At 40.0% G+C, this 20,723-nt stretch carries 19 protein-coding genes; 12 read left to right on the forward strand and 7 right to left on the reverse strand.

Annotated features, from left to right (window positions below):
• Window positions 1-35: 35 nt before the first annotated feature.
• Complete coding sequence (locus tag HQQ92_RS23415) at window positions 36-536, reverse strand: hypothetical protein (protein WP_173248997.1); 501 nt, start codon at window positions 534-536, stop codon at window positions 36-38.
• A gap of 185 nt (window positions 537-721) precedes the next feature.
• Here HQQ92_RS23415 and HQQ92_RS23420 point away from each other — a divergent pair, with 185 nt between their 5' ends.
• Complete coding sequence (locus HQQ92_RS23420) at window positions 722-1,198, forward strand: DUF417 family protein (protein ID WP_173248999.1); 477 nt, start codon at window positions 722-724, stop codon at window positions 1,196-1,198.
• A 97-nt stretch (window positions 1,199-1,295) separates the two neighbouring features.
• On the opposite strand, the gene HQQ92_RS23425 is transcribed toward HQQ92_RS23420, so the two are convergent.
• Complete coding sequence (locus tag HQQ92_RS23425) at window positions 1,296-1,877, reverse strand: DUF2913 family protein (RefSeq protein WP_173249001.1); 582 nt, start codon at window positions 1,875-1,877, stop codon at window positions 1,296-1,298.
• Window positions 1,874-2,122: a hypothetical protein gene (locus tag HQQ92_RS23430; protein ID WP_309247091.1), complete on the reverse strand. Its 249-nt coding sequence runs from the start codon at window positions 2,120-2,122 to the stop codon at window positions 1,874-1,876. Before HQQ92_RS23430 ends, HQQ92_RS23425 begins: the two co-directional genes overlap by 4 nt.
• Before the next feature lie 596 nt (window positions 2,123-2,718).
• On the opposite strand from HQQ92_RS23430, the gene HQQ92_RS23435 reads away from it, so the two are divergent.
• From HQQ92_RS23435 to herA, 4 genes are all read left to right on the forward strand, one after another.
• The gene (locus HQQ92_RS23435; protein ID WP_173249005.1) at window positions 2,719-3,642 is read left to right on the forward strand and encodes an integrase; all 924 of its coding nucleotides are present in this window, start codon (window positions 2,719-2,721) and stop codon (window positions 3,640-3,642) included.
• Between the two features lie 212 nt (window positions 3,643-3,854).
• Complete coding sequence (locus tag HQQ92_RS23440) at window positions 3,855-4,025, forward strand: hypothetical protein (RefSeq protein WP_173249007.1); 171 nt, start codon at window positions 3,855-3,857, stop codon at window positions 4,023-4,025.
• A gap of 769 nt (window positions 4,026-4,794) precedes the next feature.
• Window positions 4,795-6,060, forward strand: a complete 1,266-nt coding sequence (locus HQQ92_RS23445) for an SIR2 family anti-phage-associated protein (protein WP_173249009.1) — start codon at window positions 4,795-4,797, stop codon at window positions 6,058-6,060.
• Window positions 6,057-7,889 carry an anti-phage-associated helicase HerA gene (gene herA, locus HQQ92_RS23450; RefSeq protein WP_173249011.1) on the forward strand — a complete coding sequence of 611 codons (1,833 nt, stop codon included), beginning with the start codon at window positions 6,057-6,059 and terminating at the stop codon, window positions 7,887-7,889. The genes HQQ92_RS23445 and herA overlap by 4 nt, the downstream gene beginning before the upstream one ends.
• Window positions 7,890-8,040: 151 nt before the next feature.
• Here herA and HQQ92_RS23455 read toward each other — a convergent pair whose 3' ends face one another.
• Both HQQ92_RS23455 and HQQ92_RS23460 read right to left on the reverse strand, forming a co-directional pair.
• Window positions 8,041-8,610 carry a PIN domain-containing protein gene (locus tag HQQ92_RS23455; protein WP_173249013.1) on the reverse strand — a complete coding sequence of 190 codons (570 nt, stop codon included), beginning with the start codon at window positions 8,608-8,610 and terminating at the stop codon, window positions 8,041-8,043.
• Window positions 8,610-9,059, reverse strand: a complete 450-nt coding sequence (locus tag HQQ92_RS23460) for an excisionase family DNA-binding protein (protein WP_173249015.1) — start codon at window positions 9,057-9,059, stop codon at window positions 8,610-8,612. Before HQQ92_RS23460 ends, HQQ92_RS23455 begins: the two co-directional genes overlap by 1 nt.
• Before the next feature lie 268 nt (window positions 9,060-9,327).
• On the opposite strand from HQQ92_RS23460, the gene HQQ92_RS23465 reads away from it, so the two are divergent.
• The 6 genes from HQQ92_RS23465 to HQQ92_RS23490 all read left to right on the forward strand — a co-directional run bounded on the left by HQQ92_RS23465 (window position 9,328) and on the right by HQQ92_RS23490 (window position 18,489).
• Window positions 9,328-9,939, forward strand: coding sequence for a recombinase family protein (locus tag HQQ92_RS23465; RefSeq protein WP_173249017.1), 612 nt, complete (start codon window positions 9,328-9,330; stop codon window positions 9,937-9,939).
• 217 nt (window positions 9,940-10,156) lie between these two features.
• A complete protein-coding gene (locus tag HQQ92_RS23470; RefSeq protein WP_006087348.1) occupies window positions 10,157-10,567 on the forward strand; it encodes a DUF6088 family protein in 411 nt (136 codons plus the stop codon).
• On the forward strand, window positions 10,564-11,505 hold the full coding sequence (locus tag HQQ92_RS23475; RefSeq protein WP_173249019.1) for a nucleotidyl transferase AbiEii/AbiGii toxin family protein: 942 nt from the start codon (window positions 10,564-10,566) through the stop codon (window positions 11,503-11,505). The genes HQQ92_RS23470 and HQQ92_RS23475 overlap by 4 nt, the downstream gene beginning before the upstream one ends.
• Window positions 11,506-11,512: 7 nt before the next feature.
• Entirely contained in the window at window positions 11,513-14,104 is a 2,592-nt protein-coding gene (locus HQQ92_RS23480) for a type I restriction-modification system subunit M (protein WP_173249021.1), read from the forward strand.
• A gap of 1 nt (window position 14,105) precedes the next feature.
• Window positions 14,106-15,290, forward strand: a complete 1,185-nt coding sequence (locus HQQ92_RS23485) for a restriction endonuclease subunit S (protein WP_173249023.1) — start codon at window positions 14,106-14,108, stop codon at window positions 15,288-15,290.
• A 13-nt stretch (window positions 15,291-15,303) separates the two neighbouring features.
• Window positions 15,304-18,489, forward strand: a complete 3,186-nt coding sequence (locus tag HQQ92_RS23490; RefSeq protein WP_173249025.1) for a type I restriction endonuclease subunit R — start codon at window positions 15,304-15,306, stop codon at window positions 18,487-18,489.
• 315 nt (window positions 18,490-18,804) lie between these two features.
• Here HQQ92_RS23490 and HQQ92_RS23495 read toward each other — a convergent pair whose 3' ends face one another.
• A complete protein-coding gene (locus HQQ92_RS23495) occupies window positions 18,805-19,392 on the reverse strand; it encodes a hypothetical protein (RefSeq protein ID WP_173249027.1) in 588 nt (195 codons plus the stop codon).
• A complete protein-coding gene (locus tag HQQ92_RS23500) occupies window positions 19,392-20,333 on the reverse strand; it encodes a hypothetical protein (RefSeq protein ID WP_173249029.1) in 942 nt (313 codons plus the stop codon). Before HQQ92_RS23500 ends, HQQ92_RS23495 begins: the two co-directional genes overlap by 1 nt.
• A gap of 230 nt (window positions 20,334-20,563) precedes the next feature.
• On the opposite strand from HQQ92_RS23500, the gene HQQ92_RS23505 reads away from it, so the two are divergent.
• Window positions 20,564-20,722: a hypothetical protein gene (locus tag HQQ92_RS23505; RefSeq protein ID WP_173249031.1), complete on the forward strand. Its 159-nt coding sequence runs from the start codon at window positions 20,564-20,566 to the stop codon at window positions 20,720-20,722.
• Window position 20,723 lies beyond the last annotated feature (1 nt).

Raw genomic sequence — 20,723 nt, forward strand, 5'->3', positions numbered from 1 at the left:
GCTGGTTTAATGGATGGATTAATGACTTTCAGTATTTAACAGCGTTGTTGTAAGTAACGTTTTGCCTCCTTCTGGGCATCAATACACAGAAGCCGGCGATAACGTGGATCAAGTTCTAAGAAGTGCACTAGCACGAGAAAAATGGTGTTAGTGCAAAATTGAGGTTCAAAAAAAGAAATGAGCGCCCGAGTGCGTTTATTTAAATGCGCTCTATGGGTTGGGGCATCCCCCAGAGAATTGTGGATTTGTTCAATTTTAGACAGGTCTAGTGCAGGCTGTAACGACACTGTTGCGACCAAATGGGCACAAAAATCATCAAACAATCGCTCATCATTTTCTAATCGGAATGACACGCGGCTTAACGACACAGGCTCATTTAGCTCACCCATTGCGCCCAAGACAATCCGCAAAAATTGACAATGAATTTGCTCAAAATGCGTTTGCTGGCTTTGCCATTGTTCGCCGAATAAAGCTGTTTTAAATGCCGTTAAATCAACTGCACTAAAACTAAAATTTTTTGCAACTTGATTTCCCATGACCACTCCCTAAATGACGCACATAGGAAAACGGTACAGAAAAAAATTTGAAAAGTACTGATTAGAATCCCAATGAAAAAAGATTCTGAAAAACGTATTTTCGAGAATATTTTTGCTATCATCAAGGGTTTGAAATAAAAACATCTGCTATCCGGTCATATGTGCACACATTGAAGGAGATGCAAATGCAACATCGAAATCTAGAAAGCAAACTCGAAAATACTGGTTACATACTTAGCGTGGTAGGAATGGCGCTTATTCTGGCTTGGATTGGGATCTACAAATTCACCCCAACAGAAGCTGCACTAATAGAACCATTAGTTGCAAACCACCCTCTGATGGGATGGCTTTATTCATTTCTGTCTGTACAAGTTGTTTCGAACATTATCGGCGCAACAGAAATCATCGTTGCGGTGGGATTAATCGCAGGTTTTAAAAATGCAAAAATTGGGTATATGTCAGGGATTGCCTCTGCTGTTATTTTTGCAACGACATTAACGTTCCTCATAACTACGCCTAATACATGGAAATTCTCAGATGGCGTATTGATAACAAATTTCTTTCTGTTAAAAGACTTCTTATTTATTGCAGCGTCACTCAGTATTATTGCAAAAAACAGAACTACCCTTAGGTTGATAGCCGAAGCTAACAACAAACGTTAACGCTTACATCAAAACAAAATGATGCTGCTTAATGAGTGTTGACGCTTGCGACAACGCGAACTTAAGCAGCCATTCTTTTTCTCCCATAACAACACCGTTATAAAGGGTGTAATATTAGGTGAATTTGTTGGCAATCAGGATTCACTTGAGCAACTTCCACGTTAAATAACGCCTCACCCTTTAGCATAGCTTCCAATTTATCAAACTCTGGCGATTCATAAAAAACTGATACAGGAGCAATTTGTTCACCGGTCTCTGCAAAACCATACTCAACATGAGAACGCAGCAAGTAAATAAACTTAGACTTACGGGTTTCACCATCAAGAATAAACCGTGACTCAATACCATGCTTTACTCGCACAAGTTCCAGTAAATCAAATAACTTGTGTGCATCAGTTACATCTTCAGTATTCTTTGTTATTAAACCGCCTATTTCTATTAGTTTAAGCTCAAGGTTCGCGCCTTTTTGACGCCCAATACTGAGTATTTTCCTTGTTTCATTTCTAATAAACTTAAACCTATGGTCCTTGTGAATTGGCTTTATAAATTTAACTAATATTTCATTTCGCTTAGCAATAGTGACATGCCCTGGCGAATCGGATATCGTTAAATAAAGATGAATCAATGCATTGGTCACAACCGAAGAAACCATTTGGTAATATGTTTGTCTACCGGTCATATCGCACCTAGTATTTCATGTTCATTTATATATTGCTCTGCCCAATCCAGTGCTTCTTTTTTAATGTGCATAATATCGGTTCCACTAAAACCTTTTCGTGTCTGTGTATAATCAAAACGTATGACCAAAGTTGCCATTGACTCTAACTGCTTTGCTGTAATCGTCCTTAATGTCAGTACGCCCTCTTCAATCAACACATATTCACTGCCATCTTTGTTTTTGCTCCAAGGCATTGCTTTTATCACTGTATGGTGCCTTTTAAGTCCAGCCCTCATTCATCCCCTTTATTATTAATAAATGCATTCACGACGTATTATACCGCCAACCGCTATAAGCTAGAACACATTGCAGCCATTTTCTTCATCATTTTGATGCACAACATCACCATTATTAAAAGCAATAGCCAATTTGCGCCATTTTTATTCATTTTGAAAAAATAGGGGCGCTCAATGTTGATGCAGAAACAACGGCTCTCCCTCTGGGTCCACCAAAGCGAACCCAGAGGGAGAGCCGTTGCGGCAGGTGTTTCGTCGCGATATAATGCCTTATGCTTCGTAACTTACATTTTTGGTGAATTTTTTGGCTCAAAATAATCCCAGTTTAACAGGTAATAAATTCATTCTGCATCAGAATGATATTGATTCCCTTAAACATGAATTATCAATTCGTAAGAAATCCCGTCGATACAAGTCAAGACTTGACCCATATCGACAGCAAATTCTTACATTGCGCGCTGCAAACATTCCCTACCAAGGCATTTCATATTGGCTACTGACTCGTCAGAAGATTACAATAACACCGGAAGCTATCAGCGCACGAATTAAGAAATGGAGTCTAGAGGATGAAAAATGACAAGTTACGCAAGAATTTAAAAAGTCAATCTTTCCGTTTTTTCAATGCTCATTACAATGGTATTGGAAAAAACAAATCGGATGAACCTGATAAACTTAGAAGTCATACTTCATTTTACAAGCATGTAGAACAAGCAGCCTTTGCCGCAGAAAATATGGGTGTTAAACGATTAAAGCATATTACACCAGAATTGGCGCAAGAATATCTTGAAAATAGAAGAATTAATGGCATATGTCAAAAAAGCTTAGCTTTTGAAAAGAAAATGCTTGAACGCATTATTTCAATATTCACCCCCATCACGAAATTAAATCCTGTGATTGAGTCTAAGAGAATTTCAAAACCAAAGGCGCTCTCCAATCGAGCGTATACAAAGCAACAGACATTATTAATTCTTGCTAGACAATCTCCTTATACTCAGCTTTCCACGCAGATTGCGTTTAATGCTGGACTAAGGGCTTTTGAATTATTAACAATTCAGCGTTCAAATGAAGCATCTCCTTCGCCTCATAGATATTGGCGCAGTGATCTATTTAAAGGGCGAGATGATGGAGTTGCTTATATTGTTACAGGTAAAGGAGGGTTGAGTAGGACAGTTATTTTATCCACGGAACTGTCTAATACATTAGAACAAAGACGACTTGATGAACCAAGAGTTGTTGAGGACCGATATGCAAAAAAAGTTCTACAGTTTTATGACATATCTGGAGGCCATAAGTTCTCTAGATCATTTTCAAAAGCGAGCATGAAAGCTTTAGGTTGGTCAATGGGAGCTCATGGTTCAAGATTTACATATGCTCAAGAAAGAATGGATAACAGCATTAAAGCAGATTCATATGAAATGGCTAAAACTATTATAAGTCAAGAACTAGGTCATTTTAGACCAGAAATAACTGAACGTTATTTAAAGCCATGAAAAAGTCTTATTAGACTTTTTCACATATTAGACGTAAGTACACACCCTCCGGTGACGTCATTTAGATGACGATTAACAGTAAGCCTGTTTCTGCCTTGCTTCACCCGCAGGTATGCAATCGTTCTTTTTGTCTATGTTCTCCTGTATTTTAAGTTTTAATGGGTTAATTTTTGTTAGTCACTATTGAATAACAAAACGAGTAGGCACCCTCGATGGGTGAGGTTAAAAGTCTGGTGACTTATATGGTTCTCAGTGAAATACATCCAGAAAACCAATGGTTAAGGCAGACGAATACACGCTGGTACTTCTATCAAAGAGAAGCTAAGTTTAGGATACCCCAATCAGCCCAAGCTGAACGCGACACATCTCATGGAGCCATTTAAGGCGTACTGCCGTGTGCTTCACACTGTAAGTCAGTGAGTAACTGTGGAACACTGTCATTTTAGGCAGAGCAACTTAAAACGTCAAACACTGCTTATCCACAAAATCTGTGAATAAGTCGAGGGACAGAGCTGCATAATCTTTAATAGCTCGCTCATCAGCCACTATTTTCGTGCTGATTAATTTTTAACCTGCCAAATAATCTTTTCAATTTCTGCGCAAGACAAAATTGAGTATTTACAGGCCGCATCCCTTTGGGCACCAATTCTCAGTATAAGAGCCATGTCCTAAAGCAATTGACATAGCAACCGTTAGGTAGGGTAGTTCACTATAGGCAGCAAATGACCGTCACTTAGATTCTACTTCAGTAGCTTTTTCTTCCCACTCAGATATGACTGATGTAGGTGCCAATTTAGGGAAATTGGGTCTTTTTATTCTAAAGTTTGACATAGTTTCTCTAAGATTTGACCAAATACTATAATTGTCGGCTAATGCCCCGTTGAGCCAACAGTTCATTGCCTTGCTTGAACGGCTTGTGTACGCCCAGCATGACCATGAACGAATGAGGTGAACTTGTTTATGATATGATCATTCAGCGTTAATACCTTCAAACCCTATTGGAAAACATACCCACTCATCGCTATCGCTATAAAACTATAAGGTCCATTATCCTGAATCGCGATTGGTACTAAAGAGTTAGATAAGTCATTGTATTAAGATTACAAAAGAAGCACACTTATAACATAATTTGATTGTTATCACGGAACGAAAATGAGTAAATTTATCTTCCAAGGCAGCAGCCCTATCTCTGAAAAAGACTTTAAAAGTCATTTAGGCTCTTTGTGCCAATTAGAAAACATAGGTGTCCTTCTAGGTGCTGGTGCATCAGCAGGATGTGGCGGTATGACAATGAAAGGTGTATGGCTTGATGCAATAAACAGTACGCCTAATCTACCCAGTGAATTACTTGCTTTTAAACTCATAACTCAAGAAAATATCAATAATCAAGATGTAAATGTGGAGCAACTTTTAGATCAAGTAACTCAATATTTATCGGTATACAAAAAAACATCACCATTAAACAACGAGACAGATTTTGAGTCCCAACCTGTAGGCAGGCTTCAGAAAATTCTACTTTGCTTATATCAATCCGTAACCAAAGCGGCACTACTGGTAAAACAAGAAGCTTTTGGTGATGAGAACTTAGGATCTCAAGAACAATTCAAATCTCACCGAGAACTGCTTGAAAAATTAATTTCAAATCGCCAGCCAGGTCAAGCCGCTCCGATGCTATTTACCACCAACTATGATCTCTCCTTAGAGTGGGCTGCTGAAGAAATAGGCATTCAACTTGTGAATGGATTTTCAGGGCTTCACACAAGAACTTTTCAACCTCAAAATTTTGACTTGAGCTTTAGAAACGTCAATGCAAAAGGTGAGGCCAGATTTGGGCACTATCATGCCTATTTGCATAAACTGCATGGCTCCCTGTCTTGGGTTCAAGAACATGACAGTGATATTAAAGAGATCCCTTCAGCTCTAGCGAAGAACCGTTATATTGATCCATTGCTAAAAGGCGAAGCTGTATATGATAAGCAATTCTTAATTTATCCTGGTGCCAATAAATATCACCACACAATCGGTTTTGTATACGGTGAGATGTTTCGCAGGTTTAGTGAGTTCCTATCAAAGCCTCAAACAGCCATTTTTGTAAATGGATATGGCTTTGGTGACTATCATATCAATCGAATCATTCTTGGGGCTCTTCTCAACCCTTCACTACATATTGTTATTTTCTATCCTGAGCTCGATACAATATCGACAGATACAGCTAATTTAAATGAAGCACAAAAATGCATCAAAAAACTTAAATCACTGTCATTAAACCAAATTACAATTGTTGGCGGAGATGACAAAGCCTACTTCAATTCATTTGTTAAATATATTCCAAAGCCTGTGTTATTCCCCAGAGATACTTCCACTCAAGATCTTGTAGCCGCTATTAATGATCTAGTTCAAAGTGGAAATCAGATATGAGCATAGAAAGCGTCGATTCTATTGGGTATGTAGTTGCGCTTGAAGGCACAAAAATTCGCGTTAACTTACTTGAGGGACACAAAGGTCAATTAGCATCTCACCGACGAGGGGTAAGCTCAGTCTCTCAACCTGGCGATTTAATTGGACTAGATGCTGGCACTAACCTTGTTATTGCTAGAGTCACTGATATGGCATTTGTTGATCCAGACAAAGCTCATTCTTCTAATGTCGGCACAATGAATGTTACTGATATCCCACTAAGGCAACTCATTGCATATTCTGTGGGCTATGTATTTCTGGATGGTGAAACTCGAAAGTTTATTTCCGAAAACTGGAAATTACCAACATTAGGAGCAAAAGCGATTCCCCTGTCGAGCGACTATCTAGAAACTATTTATGGCGTAAATGAAGATGAAAAAGACTCCACAATTGAACTAGGGCGAGACTCAAGAACTAAAACGACGAGAATCAATGCTGGTCTCAACTCTCTACTTTCTAGACATTTGGCTGTTCTTGGTAGTACTGGTTATGGGAAATCAAATTTTAATGCACTGTTAACACAAAGAATACGTGAAAAATTTACAAAATCCAGACTTGTTATTTTCGATATAAATGGTGAATATGCTGATGCATTTATTGGTCAAAAACGAGTGAAAGAGACCATTTTGGGTAGTATCCCAGCTTCTATAACTAGTTCAGTTATATTTGAACCTGTGCCGGCACCTCCTAATTTTGATGGTAAATACCCTGTCTATCATCAAATACCTTATCAAGCATTTGGCTATGCGGGATTAATTAAATTATTAAGACCAAGCGATAAAACACAATTACCAGCACTACGAAATGCATTGAAGTCACTTCATATGGTGTGTAGCGGGACAAATGACTCAATATTGACAGCTGAATCATTTCCACCTCCAACTGCTCAAATTTGGTTCGAATTGGTTGATGATTGTCGACAAGATGGACAAAAGGACTTAAGCCAGTGGCTTAAAAAATTGAGAAGCAATTCACTTGGATATTTTCCAACATGGCCACCTTTTAATGCGCTAGCTAACCTTGTTGCTGAGTTTGGCTGCCAAGCATATACACCTCAAGGCGAAAGTAAAAGAGATGCATTTAGTTATGGTAACGTATTGCCATTAGTTAAAGTTATTCAACAACTTGTAGATGATCCACGCTTCAGGAATGTAGTTAACTTATCTGGAGGGCAAGTTATCAAAGACCCGATGACTATGTGGAATGAAGAAGTTGAGAATGAAGTTGATTATATTTTTGGTAAAAAATCGGGGGAAGCACAAGATTGGGATGTTCATATCATTAACTTAAAAAATATAGCAGATGATCATGCTCCAATGATTTTAGGTTCACTTTTAGAAATGTATTCGGATGTATTATTTAAAAGAGGCCAAGATAAGAATTATCCAACCATGCTGCTTTTAGAGGAAGCACATCACTACCTTAGAGATCCCTTCGCAGAAGAAGGAACTCAACTTAAAGCATATGAAAGGCTTGCAAAAGAAGGGCGTAAGTTTAATTGTTCTTTACTTGTTAGCACTCAACGCCCATCAGAGCTATCGTCGACTGTTCTCGCCATGTGTTCGAATTGGATCTCACTGCGCTTAACTAATGAACGAGACATCAATGCATTAAGACATGCGATAGAAAATGGTAATGAACATACTCTTAGCGAAATATCAAGTTTACCTAGAGGTGACGCTATCGGTTTCGGCTCGGCATTTAATATTCCTGTTAGATTTACGATTGATAAAGCGGAGCCTAGCCCTAAGTCTTCAGATGCTGCATTTGCTTCTATATGGTCGACATAAATTATTTTGATATATCAATTCAGATGACGATTAAGGAATCAAATAAACGAAAACTTTTACAGAAGAATATTGATTAGCTTTTGTATAGCAAAATGGCAGGATGTATGCGTAAACCAGACTAGGCAAGTCTGATTCATCGCACGAGTAAGGCCTATAGCATTAATTCAAATGGTCTCAGCTTCGAAACAAAAACCGGTAACCTTTGCTTTTGTAAGCAATTTAAAAACTCTGATGCTGTCATCGGGGGATTCTTTAAGCTACTTCTTTGCTGTTGAGCCGCTTTGATACAAGAGCTTGGATCTAACTCAAACATATCGCACAAAAACTCATCTGGATGGATAGCTGATAGTTCAAGTATATTGAGCTCTGATGCAGGAAAATCTTTAAGATTAAACGTTATGATGGCCTCTGCGTGCCCTTTTAAAGCTGCAGCAACCACATGCCGATCATTCATATCAGGCAGTGTTAATCCTTTAATTAACGGCTCATACCCTTCGATAAGGCAATCAGGTACATTTTGATTAATCAGTTGTTTCGTGCGTTCTAACATTACTTCTGTGATGCGTGGATTATTCAACAATACATTACGCATCCATTCATCATGGATCTGCTCAGTCCAGCGAGCCCTAAATAAGCCCGCATTGGCTAAAAACATCAAATAACTACGAAGTGGTGCGGGATACATGACACACGCATCAAAAACAACAGTATACGACGCCATTAGTAACCCATACCCAATTCCTGATCTAATCTGGAAAGCTCATCAAGTGTTGACAAACGCTGGATTTCCAGTTGCTGCTTATATTTTATCACCGAAGAAAATGGCACTTTTCTTCGATTACCGACTCGAGTAAATGGTATTTCACGTGAATCTAATAACTTGATAAATGTTGGCCGTGACATATTCAAAAAGTCAGCGCCTTGTTGCGTGGTCATTTCGGCATGGATGGGGGTGATATTAACAGAATTACCCTGCCCCAATTGCGTCAACACTTCAATCATCATTTTCAATACGCTAGAAGGTAAAGTGACATCATGCGATTGACCTTGTTTATCAATTACACTTATTTGTTGAGCCTCACCATTACTTTCAATAACAGCAGATAACTCCTGGCTGCCCAACCGAGCCATTGCGATTTCTTCGGCGTTCGGCAAAGTAGTCATGTTCATAATTCATCTCTCAAATATTGGAAAAATTTGTTTCAACCTGCATTATCCGCAATATTCGAAAAATGTCAACATTCGAAATATTCGCAACTACACAGGATTGCTACTACAGTTGAATCAATCTTGTGTAGAGTGATTCACCGGCTTACTTAGGGTATACCCCAAGCAAACTAACCACATCACATTGCCAATTGGTTCGCTATATATTGATTTTAAACCCTACTCGCACTAGTATCGTAAACCACATCCTAAAAGCACCAAATGAGGCAAAATGTTTATTCGGGCCTACCTGCGCGCATCGACAGATGAACAAGATGCCAATCGAGCCAGAAATGAATTGGTTCAGTTTTCAGAAAGTAAAAATATTCGTATAGCCAGTTTTTATACCGAGACGCAATCAGGGGCGAAAATTGAACGACCTGAACTTGGGCGCTTAATCATGGACTCTCACCCTGGCGATGTTTTACTCATAGAAAAAGTCGATAGATTGTCTCGCCTCCCCTTCGAGCAATGGAAGGTCCTAAAAAGTAAATTGGTAAAAGCCAATATTCATATTGTCGTTGTTGACCAGCCAATGACGCATGGGATCTTAAGTGGCATGGAAGAACATACCATGATCGCAAAAGTGCTGACTGAGTTCATGATTGATTTGGCCGCTGCAATGGCCAGAGATGATTACGAGACAAGAAGAAAGCGACAAGCGCAAGGCATCGAAAAGGCCAAAACCTTAGGCAAATACCTTGGACGTCAGCCTGACCATGGATTAAGGCAAAATATTCGGTTACTACTCAATGAAGGGAAAAGCTGGTCTCAGGTGCAGAGCTTACTTAAATGTAGTCGTTCGACCATTGCTAAAACGGCCAAGTTGAGCGAGCTTGGGTAGCAATAATTCGCTTTATGGATGAACGCTGTTGTATTGCAGACTAGGTGAGAATGGTAGCAACATATAGGTGGAGGCGAATATAGTAAGAATTAAAACTGATTAATCATAAGCTTAATTCAATATTAGCGCCGCATTTAATCTTAATGTAATGCCGTATTTATTCCTATTATTCTCACGTTAAGCTATACTCGCGCTATTGTAGAGTAAGGAGGTTTAAATGGCAGCTGTTGACAGTATCTTTCAAAAAATAAAGCGTTCTAGACGCTACGTTTTCGAACGCAAAGACTTTGACGGCATTGCTAGCTATGACCAGATTGGCAGATCGCTTAACCAGTTAATGGATAGAGGCGAGATAATGAAGCTTGGCTATGGCTTATACACTAAAGCGCGAGTAAATAGCCTGACAGGACGTTTAATGCCGACCTGTCCAGGTGGTAGCGATGCACTTATGCGTGAAATATTGAAAATGAAAGACATCGATTTCGAGATAGATAATCTGTCCTTACAAAGTCTTTCCGGTAAAAACACCCAAATTCCCTCATCAGTTCATTACTCATGGGATCAAAAACAGTTCAATCGAAAATTGGTTGTTGGTAACAGACTGTTGACGCCAGCAAGTAGACCATGAAAAAACTGAAACAACAGTTCTTAGAGGTTTCCGATGCATTAGCGCTCGGGAACCCCGCCATAATTGAAAAAGATTATTGGGTGGTTGCTCTACTTTCAGAGCTTGAACAGCTAACGTTTGAAACTCATCAAATGGTGTTTTCCGGCGGCACCGCACTTGCTAAGTCCAATGTCAAAATACTTCGAATGTCTGAAGACGTGGACATAAAGCTGATCCCCACGCCGCAATTTCAACACCTTAGTCGCGGCAGGAAAAAACAGTACCGTAAAGCATTAGCAGTACAAATTGAAACAGCGCTTATTGCATCTAACAAATTTTCTATCGAAGCTAGATTAGTTCAGGATGAATATCGCTATGTGGAATATGAGCTTAAATATCCGCAACAATTTAGCCAGGCTCCTTGTCTACGCCCAATCATCAAGTTAGAACTGATGGAGACAATTCCACTTCTTGCGCTGGAAACACGGGGCATTCAATCGTTAGTAGCAGAACTTTATAAGCTGCCACAAGAAGTGAACGGATTCATCTGTGTATCAGTAAATACCACCTTGGTGGAGAAAGTGCTTTCCATGCTACGCCGTACAATGTCTGTTAAGCGTGATGCAGCGCGAAACGATGACGTTACCTTAATTCGACATATTTACGACGTACACTGTATTCATGCAGCACTGGCCCTTGATAATGAATTACTCGCGCCCCTTTTCCTCGCCGTATTAGAAGAAGATATTGCTCGCTTTGGCAACCAACATGCCGAATTCGTCATGGACCCAGCCAATGAGTTAAGGCTTGGCTTACAGGAGCTAGAAAAGAACCCACTCTTCCGACAACGCTTTGATGATTTTGTTAAACCAATGGTGTTTAACTCGCAATCACCCAATTTTGATACGTGCTTTATGTCCTTTAAACATATTGCGACATCACTCATTCTGACTATTTAGAGCAAACATGAATAAACAACAACTCGCTGCCAAAATCTGGGAATCAGCCAACCAGATGCGTTCCAAGATAGAAGCAAACGAATACAAAGATTACATACTTGGCTTTATCTTTTACAAATACCTAAGTGACCAATTGGTTCAGTTTCTCACTAATCAAGGGATGACACCTGAAGACATCAAGGCCCTTGACGAAGATGATGCAGAAACGCGTGAATACGTGCAAAGCAACCTCGGTTACTTTATCGCTTACGATAACTTATTCTCGACTTGGATAGATCCAAAGTCAGACTTTGACGAGTCCAATGTGCGCGATGCGTTGTCTGCATTTAGCCGGTTGATCCACACCAATCACAAAAAACTATTTGATGGTATTTTCACCACCTTAGAAACAGGGTTAAGTAAACTTGGCGAAAGTCCTAGCAAGCGCACCAAAGCCATCAGTGACTTACTGCACCTCATAAAAAGCATCCCGATGAACAGCAATCAGGGTTACGATGTCTTAGGTTATATTTACGAATACCTTATTGAAAAATTTGCCGCCAATGCAGGTAAAAAAGCCGGAGAGTTCTACACCCCGCATGAAGTGTCACTCCTCATGTCACACATCACCGCTCATGAATTACAGCACAAAGAAAATATTGAAATTTACGACCCTACTAGTGGCTCAGGCTCGTTACTGATTAATATTGGTCAGGCTTTAGCGCAATATGCTGACAAGGCAGACAATATTACCTATTACGCCCAGGAGTTAAAGGCCAACACCTACAACTTAACTCGTATGAATCTCATCATGCGGGGCATTAAAGCCACCAATATCAAAACCAGAAATGGCGACACCTTAGAAGATGATTGGCCATATTTTGATGAAAGCGATCCAAAAGAGACTTACAACGCTTTATATGTTGACGCAGTAGTCTCCAATCCGCCTTACTCACAAAGTTGGGACCCAACGCATAAAGAGAGCGACCCACGTTATTCGCGTTTCGGTTTAGCACCTAAAACCAAAGCCGATTTTGCCTTTTTGCTGCATGACCTATACCACCTAAAGCCCGATGGCATTATGACTATTGTGTTGCCCCACGGCGTATTATTCCGTGGAGGTGAAGAAGGTAAAATTCGCACTCAGCTAATTGAAAACAATCATATTGATACTATTATCGGTTTACCAGCAAATATCTTCTTTGGTACGGGCATTCCAACCGTCATTTTGGTGCTCAAGCAAAAACGTCAAAACACCGATGTGTTAATCGTTGATGCCTCAAAACATTTTATTAAAGAAGGCAAAAACAACAAGCTACAAGCATCCGATATCAAGCGCATTACCGATGCAGTGATTCATCGTCAAAGCTGCCCTAAATTTTCACAACTCGTCGAAAAATCCACCATCCGCGAGCACGGCTATAATCTTAATATACCGCGCTATGTCGATTCCTCGGCTGCCGCGCAAAGCTGGGATTTATACGCAACGATGTTAGGCGGCATTCCCGATAGCGAAATTGCCAACCTGCAACACTATTGGCAAGCCTTACCACAATTGCACAGTGCCTTATTTACACCCAAATCAACCAGCTACAGCGAGCTTACTATCGCCAAAGACGCGGTGAACACAACCATAACCCAGCATGCCCAAGTGGTTACGTTTATTACGGCTTACAACCAAGCCTTTAATGGCTTTGACGCATACTTAAATACCCACCTTATTCAAGCCTGGGCAACGGTTAACCGCAACCAGCAAGAGGCAGAGTTAAGCCGCGAGTTGTTTACCCGCTTGGCGCCCATAGCCTTAATCGACAAATACCAAGCCTACCAATACCTGAATAACCAATGGCAAATCATTAGCGCGGACTTGGAGATGATGCAAACCGAAGGCTTTGCCGCCACCAAGCTAGTTGACCCAAACATGGTGATTAAAAAGAAAGATGGCAAAGAGGTTGAAGTGCAAGATGGCTGGAAAGGCCACATACTGCCGTTCGACTTAGTGCAATCGACTCATTTGAATGACGAGCTGCAATACTTAGGCCAGCAAGAAACCCGTTTAGCCGAAATCGCCGCAGCGCTAGAAGAGCTTTTCGAGTCACTCTCTGAAGAAGAAAAAGAAGCTGACACAGTAAAAGAAAGCAAAGACGGCTTTGCTAATGCCGAAGTCAATAAGGCTGCCAAAGCCTATTTGAAAGAGCAAAAAGACACCAAAACCAAATTTGCCCAAGACAGTATTGAGGCCAAGCTTATTAACGTAAGTGCATTACTTGATGAAGAAAAAGCCCTCAAAAAAGCCGTTAAAGAAGCTGCCACGGCTTTACACCTAAAAACGAAAACCACCATTGAAAGCTTAACCGACGAGCAAATTAATCAGCTACTTAATCTTAAATGGATAGCGCCGCTCTGTAGCGAACTCGCGACTATGCCAAGCAGTGTTATCACCCTACTCACCACCCAAGTGCAAGCACTGGCCGATAAATACGCCGTGACTTATTCGCAAGTCGCGAGTGACATTAGCGCCACCGAGCAAGAACTGGCAACCATGATGACTGAGCTTACCGGTAATGAGTTTGATATGCAGGGATTGACCGAACTCACCCGCTTGTTGAAGGGCGAATAAGATGAGTACGGATAACAAGGTGCCTGAGATCCGCTTTAAAGGTTTTAGTGAGGATTGGGAAAAAAGGCTTTTGGGTAGCCTTTGCCTAATTGGAGATATAGACCATCGTATGCCAGAATCGAAAACAACGGGCATACCATACTTAATGACTGGCGACTTCCATGGCATTAACGGCCTCGACTTTAACTGTGCCAAGTTAATATCCATTGAGGACTACGAGCAGTTATCAAAAAAAATAAAACCTGAATTTGGTGACATATTGTTTGCTCGTTATGCATCTATTGGGAGTGTGAGATATGTTGAAACAGATACTAAATTCTTGATTTCATATTCTTGTGCAATTCTTAAAACGAATAACACCACTTATGGGAAATATTTGTTCTATTTTTTTCAGACTGAAAGAACACAAGGCCAATTAGAATTAGATATAAATACTGGATCTCAAAGAAATATTGGAATTGATTCACTAAAATCCCTGTTGGTGGCTTTGCCTAAATCAGTGGAACAAGCCCAAATCGGCAACGTCTTCCAAAAGTTCGACAGCCTAATCAACCAACACCAACAAAAGCATGACAAGCTCAGCAACATTAAAAAAGCCATGCTGGAAAAAATGTTCCCCAAACAAGGCGAAACCATCCCAAAAATCCGCTTTAAAGACTTAAATGGAGAGTGGGCTTATACTCCGTTATCAAAGATTGCGGATAAATACGACAATTTGAGAATACCAGTTACAGCAAAAGACCGGATATCTGGAAATACGCCTTACTATGGAGCAAATGGTATTCAAGGTTATATCGAAGGCTATACGCATGATGGTGAATATGTTCTCTTGGCTGAAGATGGGGCAAATGACCTAAAAAATTACCCTATTCAGTATGTAAATGGAAAAGTGTGGGTAAATAATCATGCTCATGTATTGAAAGCAAAAGAGAGATATTCGAATTTGTTCATTAAATACGCATTAGTGTCTATAGATTTTGAGCCGTTTTTAGTTGGTGGTGGCAGATCAAAGTTAAATGCTTCTGTCATGATGGATCTTGAAATAGCATTTACTGAAAATATTGAAGAGCAAGCCGCCATCGGTAACTACTTCCAAAAACTTGATACGCTTATCAATCAACATCAACAACAAATCACCAAACTCAATAACATCAAGCAAGCCTGCTTGAGTAAAATGTTTGTCTAGCAGGGATGCAGTCATGACCACCTTTAAAAAAGAAGCGGATTTTGAACAAGCCTTTGTAGAGGCGCTAACCAATAAAGGCTGGGAAAGCGCCGTTTTAAAAAATAAAACTGAAGCTGATTTACTGCAAAACTGGGCCAATATTTTATTTGAAAACAATCGCCAGCGTGACCGATTAAACGATGTTGCGCTTACCGCCAGTGAAATGCAGCAAATTATTGAGCAAATAAAAGAACTCAGAACCCCATTAAAACTCAATGGCTTAATCAACGGTAAAACCGTGGCCATTAAGCGCGACAATCCCGACGATAAAGAGCACTTTGGTAAAGAAGTCAGCCTTAAAATTTACGACCGCCAAGAAATAGCCGCTGGACAAAGCCGCTACCAAATTGCGCAACAACCCCTATTTGAACGGGGCAGCCCATTGCGTAATGATCGGCGTGGCGATGTGCTGTTATTAATTAACGGCATGCCCGTTATCCATGTGGAGCTTAAGCGCAGCGGTATTCCGGTTAGTCAGGCAGTTAATCAAATCGAAAAATACACCAAAGAAGGTATTTTTTCCGGCCTATTTTCACTTATCCAGGTCTTTGTCGCTATGCAGCCGGATGAGACTAAGTATTTTGCCAACCCCGGGATGGAGGGCAAATTTAACCCAGATTATCAATTTAACTGGGCGGATTTTAATAACGAACCAGTCAATCACTGGAAAGACATTACAGCAACGCTACTGTCCATCCCCATGGCGCACCAGCTCATTGGTTTTTATACCGTCGCCGACGATACCGATGGTGTATTAAAGGTGATGCGCAGTTACCAATATTACGCAGCCAATGCCATCTCCGATAAAGTGGCTAAAACCAACTGGCAGCAAATGGGCTGTAACGCAAATAACATTGACCGTTTAGGTGGTTATGTTTGGCATACCACTGGCTCGGGTAAAACCATGACTAGCTTTAAATCGGCGCAACTCATTGCTCAATCGAAAGATGCCGACAAAGTCATTTTCTTAATGGATCGCATTGAGCTTGGCACTCAGTCTCTCACCGAATACCGCGGCTTTGCCGGTGATGGTGAAGATGTGCAAGCAACTGAAAATACCCATATATTAATCACTAAACTCAAAAGCTGTACCCCATCAGAGACGTTGATTGTTAGTTCGATTCAAAAAATGAGTAATATTTTTGAAGAGGTTGACGATACGGGTACTGCGACTAATTCAGCTGATATCGAAAAAATTCGTGCCAAGCGCTTAGTGTTTATTATTGATGAAGCACATCGTTCAACCTTCGGCGATATGCTTATCGCCATTAAAGCAACCTTCCCCCGCGCATTGTTTTTTGGTTTCACTGGCACGCCCATTCAAGAAGAAAACGAAAAAAAGGGCAACACCACCACTACGGTATTTGGTAATGAGTTACATCGCTATAGTATTGCTGACGGTATTCGCGATGGTAACGTACTGGGATTTGACCCTTATAGAGTCAGCACATTTAAAGACAAGGATATAAGGCAAGCCGTCGCCCTTGAACAAGCCAAAGCCGATTCGGTGGCCGATGCACTATCAACCCCCGCTAAAAAGAAAAAGTTTAATTACTTTATGAATGACGTCGCTATGGCAGGTCATAAAGATACCACCGGAAAGTACATCAAAGGCATAGAAGACCATGTGCCTAAATCGCAATACCTAACCGATGAGCATCAAAAACAAGTCGTGAAAGATATTCTGGACAACTGGGAGGTACTCAGCCAGGCCAATAAATTTCATGCCATTTTAGCCACTAATAGCATTAGCGAGGCCATTGACTACTATCGCCGCTTAAAAGACGCGATGCCAACACTTAAAGTCTCTGCATTATTTGACCCAAACATTGACAACGATGGCACTGGCAATCGAGGGCCCAGCTTTAAAGGTGATGGCCTAGACGAAATAATGACTGATTATAACGTGCGCTATGGCCAAGATTTCGACTTTGCTAAACACGCTAAATTTAAAAAAGATTTAGCCGCACGACTTGCCCATAAAAAACCTTACGAGCGTATACACACCGAACCTGCAAAGCAGCTCGATTTACTGATTGTAGTAGACCAAATGCTGACGGGCTTTGACTCCAAATGGCTTAATACCCTGTATTTAGACAAAGTGATTAAGTACCAAAATATTATTCAGGCATTTTCACGCACCAATCGCTTATTTGGACCAGACAAACCTCACGGCACGATCCGTTACTATCGCTACCCACACACGATGGAGCAGCATATCAAAGACGCGGTAAAACTCTATTCTGGAGATAAACCCATCGGCTTATTTGTGGATAGGCTTGAAAGTAACCTTAAAGCAATGAATGAGTTGGTTGCAGATATCACTGAGTTGTTTGTAAACGCTGGGGTGCAATATTTTGACAAATTACCAGAAGACACCGCAACCTGCGCTAAGTTTGCCGACTTATTTAAAGTGTTGAATCAACATCTGGAAGCCGCCAAGATACAAGGCTTTAACTGGAATGAACTTGTTTATTCATTTGAGGAAAATGAGACGAAACATGACGTAACATTGGCTATTGATCAACAAATCTTTTTAAGCCTAGTGCTACGCTATAAAGAACTCGTTACTAAAGTTCCCAGTGACGGTGGTGGGGATACGCCACCATATGATATTAGCGGCAACATCACCGAAATGGATACTGGAAAAATCAATGCTGACTACATGAATAGCCGCTTTGATAAATATTTAAAAGAGCTAAATCAACACCAAGACCATACAACCATTGAAGGAACGCTTAACGAGCTGCACAGTTCATTTTCATCACTCACCCAAAGCGAGCAAAAGTACGCCAAACTTTTTTTGAATGATCTACAGCGTGGTGATGCTCTACTAACTGATGGGCATAATTTTAGAGATTATATTAATGATTATAAAAATAATGCCGAAAATGCCAAATTAAGCACAGTGGTTAATGCATTGGGTTTAGATGTCAACATGCTTACACGATTAATGAACGATAATGCGAACGAGAAGAACATTAACAATTTTGGTCGATTTGATGCGCTTAAAAACACCGTAGATAAAACAAAGGCGAAAGCTTACTTTGAGAAAGTGGAAGGCGTAGTCATTTCACCCTTTAAGCTAAACATACGTATAGACCAATTTCTTCAAACATATATATTTGGACGAGCAGACGATCTTGTCAGCGATGACTAAGCAGACTTATTTACCCCGTAACTTTTAACAAATAATGCTTATAGGTAGTAAGTTAAACACCGTGAATCAGTTCTCCGGAGTGATTCATTCGAATGAAAAAAAGCCCCGTTGGAAGGAAGATACGGGGCGAAATGGGTCTGTTTTAAGGCCAGCGTGAATCAGTCTAGTATAGAGTGATTCACGGGCTAACTTTTGGATATTTATGAGTTACGACGTAACGGTTTTAACTGCTGTTAACATAATATCCGGTGATGTTAAACTATGAATATTAATTTAAACTGACTCATCAATTACAGCACTTACAGTGCTGATCAATTAGTTTTTAGTCTTATCAGCTGGTTTGTCACCTTTTTCATTTACAAACTTAGGTTCTTCTCGATGAATTTTATCGATTAGAAAATGCATACCTAAAACGGTAGTCGTTAAGATGTTGCAGATCACAAAGAGATATGCAGTAACCAAAATAAATTTAACCGATGAGTGAAGATCAACTATCCAAAATGAGATATTTAATGCTGATAATTGAATGAACCCACCTACGAAATACATTAATATACTCATAAATGCTAGATAGCCAAAAAGGTACGTAAGGAAGTTTCTTCTGGTTAAAGATTGGCCTTTTAGCTTTGGAGGAGCACCAACCATATATTCATCCATACCTTCCTTTTGGAATGTGGCCACAGCAGCCATAGACGCAATATAAAAGCCAGACAAGATTTGCAGTATCCCATTCACTAAACCGATAAGGCTGTCTTTCCCCAATAATATTATTGGCTTAGGTAAAATGAAAATGATTGTAGCAATAAGCACGGCGAGCAACGCTGGAATGAACAAGTCAAACCAGTATTTTTCGGAATGCCTAATCCTTATGTAGCCCATAGGCTTTAAAAGCTTATCAATCATTACTTCACTTTTGCCATTTTGTTTAGTATTTCTATCATCAATTTTTTGAGTTTAACATGAACCTCCGTTTGGCACTGTGCTATTGGTTCATCGAAATTAACTAAAGAGCTTTTTGCGAAAATTTTCTCTGCAATATTAGCTTCTCTAACGCCAACATCCAGCGTCAGTGAACGTTTATTATCCCCTTGGTAACGAATTTGAAGTCGACTATATTCGCGAGCAAAAATTTTATCGCGAGCTTTATTTATTAGAGTCATGGCCTTCTGACCTCTAGTGCGCTTGACTTTAAGCACCAAGCGCTCGTCAACTACAACAAGCTCACCTTCCTCATCTAGAGCGTTTTGAACACCAATTTTAACAGCAACAAATCCATTAATAGTTCCGCTTTCTAACAGGTCATGCAATGTTTCATTACCGTTATGTTGCAATGAAACCTTAGGTCTACACAGCAATATTTTACTAGAATCTGGTTTTTTAAAATCGGCTTTTGAACATTCACTGAGCATGTGCGTAAGGCCAGCTTCAATAACTCCCCTACTAATGCCAGGAACTTCTTCAAGGATCACATCATGGCAAGTATTTAATAACTTTCCCGTTGGAGCTCTTCGAATTATTAAGTGTGCTGAAACTGAGATTCCTTCGCCATCTTGCTTCTGCTCAGTACGAGTATTACCCGTATCGGTATGCGTAAAAGAAGGGTCTGAAGCATTTTTGTCTGCATATTGAAAAAGCAACGTTACGTGGTGTTCTTCTATTTCTAACTTGTTTAACCTTAGAGTAATTGTTTCATCCTTTGTCTTATGGACGGCTTCATTTCTATCTACCATGTTTTTAAGTTGTGGCAAAATCCGTTCGAGTAGAAACGTAGGTGCCTCATCAGGTATCTTCCCAATTACTAAAGAGCACTCCAATGTAAACCTCTGATATTCTTGCAATAACATATTATCAACTCAGATTATAGTATTAACATCAATTTACATGATGGAGTATTGACTATCAAGGTTGAAATGGTAAAACTCGTGGCATACAACAAAATTATGAATTTTAACTGCTAGATATAATTCGGGTAAATATACCTTCCGTTTTTTGTTAAAATGAGATGGCATGCAAACACTGTGTACATTTTCAAACAAAAGATAAGACTATTGACGAACCGAAATTGGGTGTGAGTATGAGTTATCAACTGTTTAAAGTGCGGCAATATATGCAAGGCTTGATCAATTACTTTGGCACAGCCAATGCTTACTACGAATTGCTAAAAGCAGAACATAGAGACAAAATGAAAACTACCTATATTTTATTAAAGAGTTTCTTTCGCGGTTTAACATAAT

This window comes from Shewanella sp. DC2-4 (assembly GCF_013248875.1).
Lineage (GTDB): Bacteria > Pseudomonadota > Gammaproteobacteria > Enterobacterales > Shewanellaceae > Shewanella > Shewanella oncorhynchi.